General features: G+C 56.0%; 5 protein-coding genes. All 5 read left to right on the top strand.

Going from position 1 to position 4,186, the window contains the following annotated elements; translation table 11 throughout:
• Positions 1–763 (top strand): Fe-S cluster assembly protein SufB (gene sufB / locus VN887_09435; GenBank protein ID HXT40233.1); only part of this gene is annotated, 763 nt, incomplete at its 5' end.
• Positions 764–785: 22 nt separating this feature from the next.
• Complete coding sequence (locus tag VN887_09430) at positions 786–1,289, top strand: hypothetical protein (GenBank protein ID HXT40232.1); 504 nt, start codon at positions 786–788, stop codon at positions 1,287–1,289.
• 25 nt (positions 1,290–1,314) lie between these two features.
• A complete protein-coding gene (sufC, locus tag VN887_09425) occupies positions 1,315–2,073 on the top strand; it encodes a Fe-S cluster assembly ATPase SufC (GenBank protein HXT40231.1) in 759 nt (252 codons plus the stop codon).
• A gap of 26 nt (positions 2,074–2,099) precedes the next feature.
• Positions 2,100–3,461 (top strand): Fe-S cluster assembly protein SufD, encoded by a 1,362-nt coding sequence (gene sufD / locus VN887_09420; protein ID HXT40230.1) that lies wholly within the window; start codon positions 2,100–2,102, stop codon positions 3,459–3,461.
• 53 nt (positions 3,462–3,514) lie between these two features.
• Positions 3,515–3,970 carry an SUF system NifU family Fe-S cluster assembly protein gene (locus VN887_09415; GenBank protein ID HXT40229.1) on the top strand — a complete coding sequence of 152 codons (456 nt, stop codon included), beginning with the start codon at positions 3,515–3,517 and terminating at the stop codon, positions 3,968–3,970.
• Positions 3,971–4,186: the final 216 nt, after the last annotated feature.

The following is a 4,186-nucleotide window of genomic DNA, read 5'->3' as shown; positions in this document are numbered from 1 at the left end:
TGAAGGCGCTTCCGTAAGCTATCTCGAAGGCTGCACGGCGCCGATGCGCGATGAAAACCAGCTTCACGCGGCGGTCGTCGAACTCATCGCGCTCGACAACGCCCAGATCAAATACTCGACGGTGCAGAACTGGTACCCGGGCGATGAACAGGGCAAGGGTGGGATTTACAATTTCGTCACCAAGCGCGGTCTGTGCAAAGGGCGCAACTCGAAGATTTCCTGGACGCAGGTCGAGACCGGGTCAGCCATCACCTGGAAATATCCGAGCTGCGTGCTGCAGGGCGAGAATTCCATTGGCGAGTTTTATTCTGTCGCGGTGACGAACAATTATCAGCAGGCGGACACCGGCACCAAGATGGTGCACATCGGCAAAAACACCCGCAGCACTATCATTTCGAAGGGCATCTCCGCAGGGCACGGGCAGAACAGTTATCGCGGGCTGGTAAAAATCCAGCCGGGCGCGGCGAACGCCCGTAACTTTTCACAGTGCGACTCGATGCTGATCGGCGCAAAGTGCGGCGCTCATACGTTTCCCTACATCGAAGTGAAGAATACCACGGCGAGCGTCGAGCACGAGGCGACCACCTCGAAGATCGGCGAGGACCAGATTTTTTACTGCAACCAGCGCGGCATCGCGACCCAGGACGCCGTGAACATGATCGTGAATGGCTTCTGCAAGGAAGTGTTCAAGGAACTGCCGATGGAATTTGCCGTCGAAGCGCAGAAGCTGCTGGGGGTGAGTTTGGAGGGAAGCGTGGGTTGATCAGAAATACCAACTATAGCAAATGAAGCAGATTCGGAAACCAGCACCATATCCGCCGCCCGACGAAGAACTGTGCGAACATTTTGGGCGCACGATGTACTATGCACAAAAGTTGGAAAAGGAATTCAAACTGTTTTTACTAACAAATGAAGCGTTGGGGAAAATCAAGGTTAATAAGAGGGATTTCAAAGACGTTGAAGGATTTCTGCTAAAACAAAATCTCGGTGACTTGATAAACACTTTGAGAAACGGAAATGGCCTTTCAGATAGAAACTTGAAACATCTGCTCGATCAAGCGCGTCAGGACAGAAACAAGTTAGCGCACGCCATTTTTGCAAACATCGAACCAGACCAAATTACGTTGCGGCAGAAACAGAAGCTGCTCAGAGAACTTGGGCGAATACGCCTTTCAGTCGGGAACGCTTTTTTGGTGATGCGCGAGTTCAGAAAAATCGCCGAGGAAGAAATCGGAATTACTGAAGAACAGATTCGCCAAAAGTTAGATTCTTGGGAGACGAATGAATAATCCTTTTTACGCGATGAACCGACCCATTCTTGAAATCAAAAACCTCCACGCGGGAGTTGAAGGCAAGCAAATCCTCAAAGGCGTGGACCTGACCATCAACGCGGGTGAAGTCCACGCCGTGATGGGGCCGAATGGCAGCGGCAAGAGCACGCTCGCCGCCGTCCTCGCCGGACGCGACGGCTATGAAGTCACCGAAGGCCAGGCGATCTATTGCGGCAAGGACCTGCTCGATCTGGATCCGGAGGAGCGCGCACGCGAAGGGGTTTTTCTCGCCTTCCAGTATCCCATCGAGATTCCGGGCGTGAACACGACCTATTTTTTGAAGGCCGCGCTCAACGAAATCCGCAAGCACAAAGGCGAACCGGAACTCGACGCCATGGAGTTTCTGTCGCTGGTGAAAGAGAAGATGAAAATCCTGCACATGCCAGAGGACTTTCTGAAACGCTCGGTCAACGACGGCTTTTCCGGCGGCGAAAAGAAGCGCAACGAAATTTTTCAGATGGCGGTGCTCGAGCCGAAGCTCGCCGTCCTCGACGAAACCGATTCCGGCCTTGACATCGATGCGTTGAAGGTCGTGTCGGAAGGGGTCAACCGTCTGAAGCACGCGGACAACGCCCAGCTCGTCATCACCCATTATCAGCGCCTGCTCAATTTCATCGTGCCGGATTTTGTGCACGTGCTGGTGAACGGCCGGGTCGTCAAGTCCGGCGGCAAGGAACTGGCGCTGGAACTGGAAGAGAAGGGTTACGACTGGATTCTCCACGGCGAACTGCAGCCGGCGTAAGGCAATGATGGTACGGAATGATTTCCATGATCGAAACGAAACAACGTCAGGACACCGCAACGGCTGATCCATATTCGCGGCAATTCGAGCGGTTCGTCGAGCCGGACGCCGGCAAGCAGCCGTCGTGGTTGTTCCCCCTGCGCAAGGCGGGAATCGCGCGTTTTGCCGAACTCGGTTTTCCCACGTTGAAGGACGAAGACTGGCGTTTCACGAACGTCGCGCCTCTCGCCAAATTGCCGTTCAAGCCGGTGTTCGATTCGGGCGTGAATGGCGTTACGCCAGAGACGCTGAGCAAATTCACCTTCGCCAATCTCAGCGGTCCGCGGCTCGTATTCGTGAACGGCCATTTTGTGAAGGAACTTTCCGCGATTGGCGCTCAACCGAACGGCGTGAGGGTATTGAATCTCGCCGCCGCCCTCACTTCGGATTCCGGGCGGCTCGAACAACACCTCGGCCGCTACGTCCGGATCGACGCCGCGGCGTTTGCGGCGCTGAACACGGCGTTTTTCCAGGATGGCGCGTTCATTCATGTTGCCGCGGGTGTGACCGTGCCTGAGCCGATCCGGCTGCTCTTCATATCGACCGGCAGGGGACCGGGAGCGACGACACATCCGCGCAATTTGATCATCGCCGAGAAACAAAGCCGGCTGACCGTCATTGAGAGCTACATCTGCACTGCGGACACCGCGTATTTCACGAATGGCGTGACAGAACTGGTCGCGGGCGACGACGCGGTGGTTGAGCATCTAAAATTTCAGGACGAGAGCCTTGACGCGTTTCACATTGCCACGCTGCACGGACAATTCGGCCGCCACAGCCGCGTGAACGCGCATTCGTTCGCGCTCGGGGCCCGCCTGTCGCGGACCAACATTCACACCGACCTCGCCGGCGAGGGATTGGAGTGTGTCCTCAACGGGCTTTACCTTACCAAAGGCGAACAGCTTGCGGATCATCACATGATTGTCGAGCACGCGCAGCCGCGTTGCGCGAGCCACGAATATTTCAACGGCATCCTTGAAGACAAATCACGCGGGGTTTTTCACGGGCGGATTTATGTCCATCCCGTCGCCCAAAAGACGGACGCCAAGCAGACGAACAAGAACATCCTGCTCTCGGATGCGGCGGTGGTGGACACCAAGCCGCAACTCGAGATTTACGCCGACGACGTAAAGTGCACCCACGGGGCCACCATCGGCCAGTTGGACGAGGATTCCGTTTATTATCTGCGCAGCCGCGGCATCGGATTGGACACCGCCCGGCAGATGTTGATCCACGCGTTTGCCGGCGAGATTATTGACCGGGTGAAATGCGAGGCCGCTCGCGAGGAACTGGACAAGCTCATCTGGGAGCGGCTGGAACAGAACCCGCATCTTGCGGAGAAGAAATAGGCAGGGCGCGGCTGACGCCGCCGCAACGCAGCGTCGCCGCCGGAAAATGAATCATGTTTGACGACCTGACCGACCTTTATCAGCAGGTCATCCTGGACCACAGCAGGAGTCCGCGCAATTTCCACAAACTGGAACATCCGACCTGCGCCGCGCAGGGGCACAACCCGCTCTGCGGCGACAACTACACGATTTACGCGCAACTGGAAGGCGACGTGATCAAGGACCTCAGTTTCCAGGGTTCCGGCTGCGCCATCTCGAAAGCGTCGGCGTCCATTTTGACCGACACGTTGAAGGGGAAGACCAAAGCCGAGGTGAAGGCGCTGTTCGGCAGAGTTCATGACATGGTGACGACCGGTAAAAGCAGCGACGACGTGGGCAAACTGGCGGTGTTCGCCGGCGTGCACAAATTCCCTGCGCGCGTGAAGTGTGCGATTCTCCCGTGGCACGCGGTCGTCGCGGCGGTCGAAGGCAAGCAGGAGCCGGTGACGACAGAAAGAGAGGATATGTAGTGAGGCTCTATGGATTCGACAATAACTCAAGCAGGTCAGAGACGATGGATCAATCCGTGCGATGGGAGATGTCATTTGGTCGATTCCAATCTGAAGGACGATTGGTTGCTTCGACTAAACAGTTTAACAACGCTGGAAATGACCAGCAATTGCGAAGGACATATTGGAACTGCCAACTTCACTCAGAAAGACCATCCAATTTTAAGATTCCGCCTG

Source organism: Candidatus Angelobacter sp. (genome assembly GCA_035607015.1).
Taxonomy (GTDB): Bacteria; Verrucomicrobiota; Verrucomicrobiia; order Limisphaerales; family AV2; genus AV2.
Note: the sequence above shows the minus strand (reverse complement) of the source record. Positions and strands in the feature narration are given on the sequence as shown.

Bases quoted from the DNA above. Each gene is read 5' to 3' on its own strand.
- VN887_09430 (HXT40232.1), top strand. From the start codon at position 786: ATGAAGCAGATTCGGAAACCAGCACCATATCCGCCGCCCGACGAAGAA.
- VN887_09415 (HXT40229.1), top strand. From the start codon at position 3,515: ATGTTTGACGACCTGACCGACCTTTATCAGCAGGTCATCCTGGACCAC.
- sufD (HXT40230.1), top strand. From the start codon at position 2,100: ATGATCGAAACGAAACAACGTCAGGACACCGCAACGGCTGATCCATAT.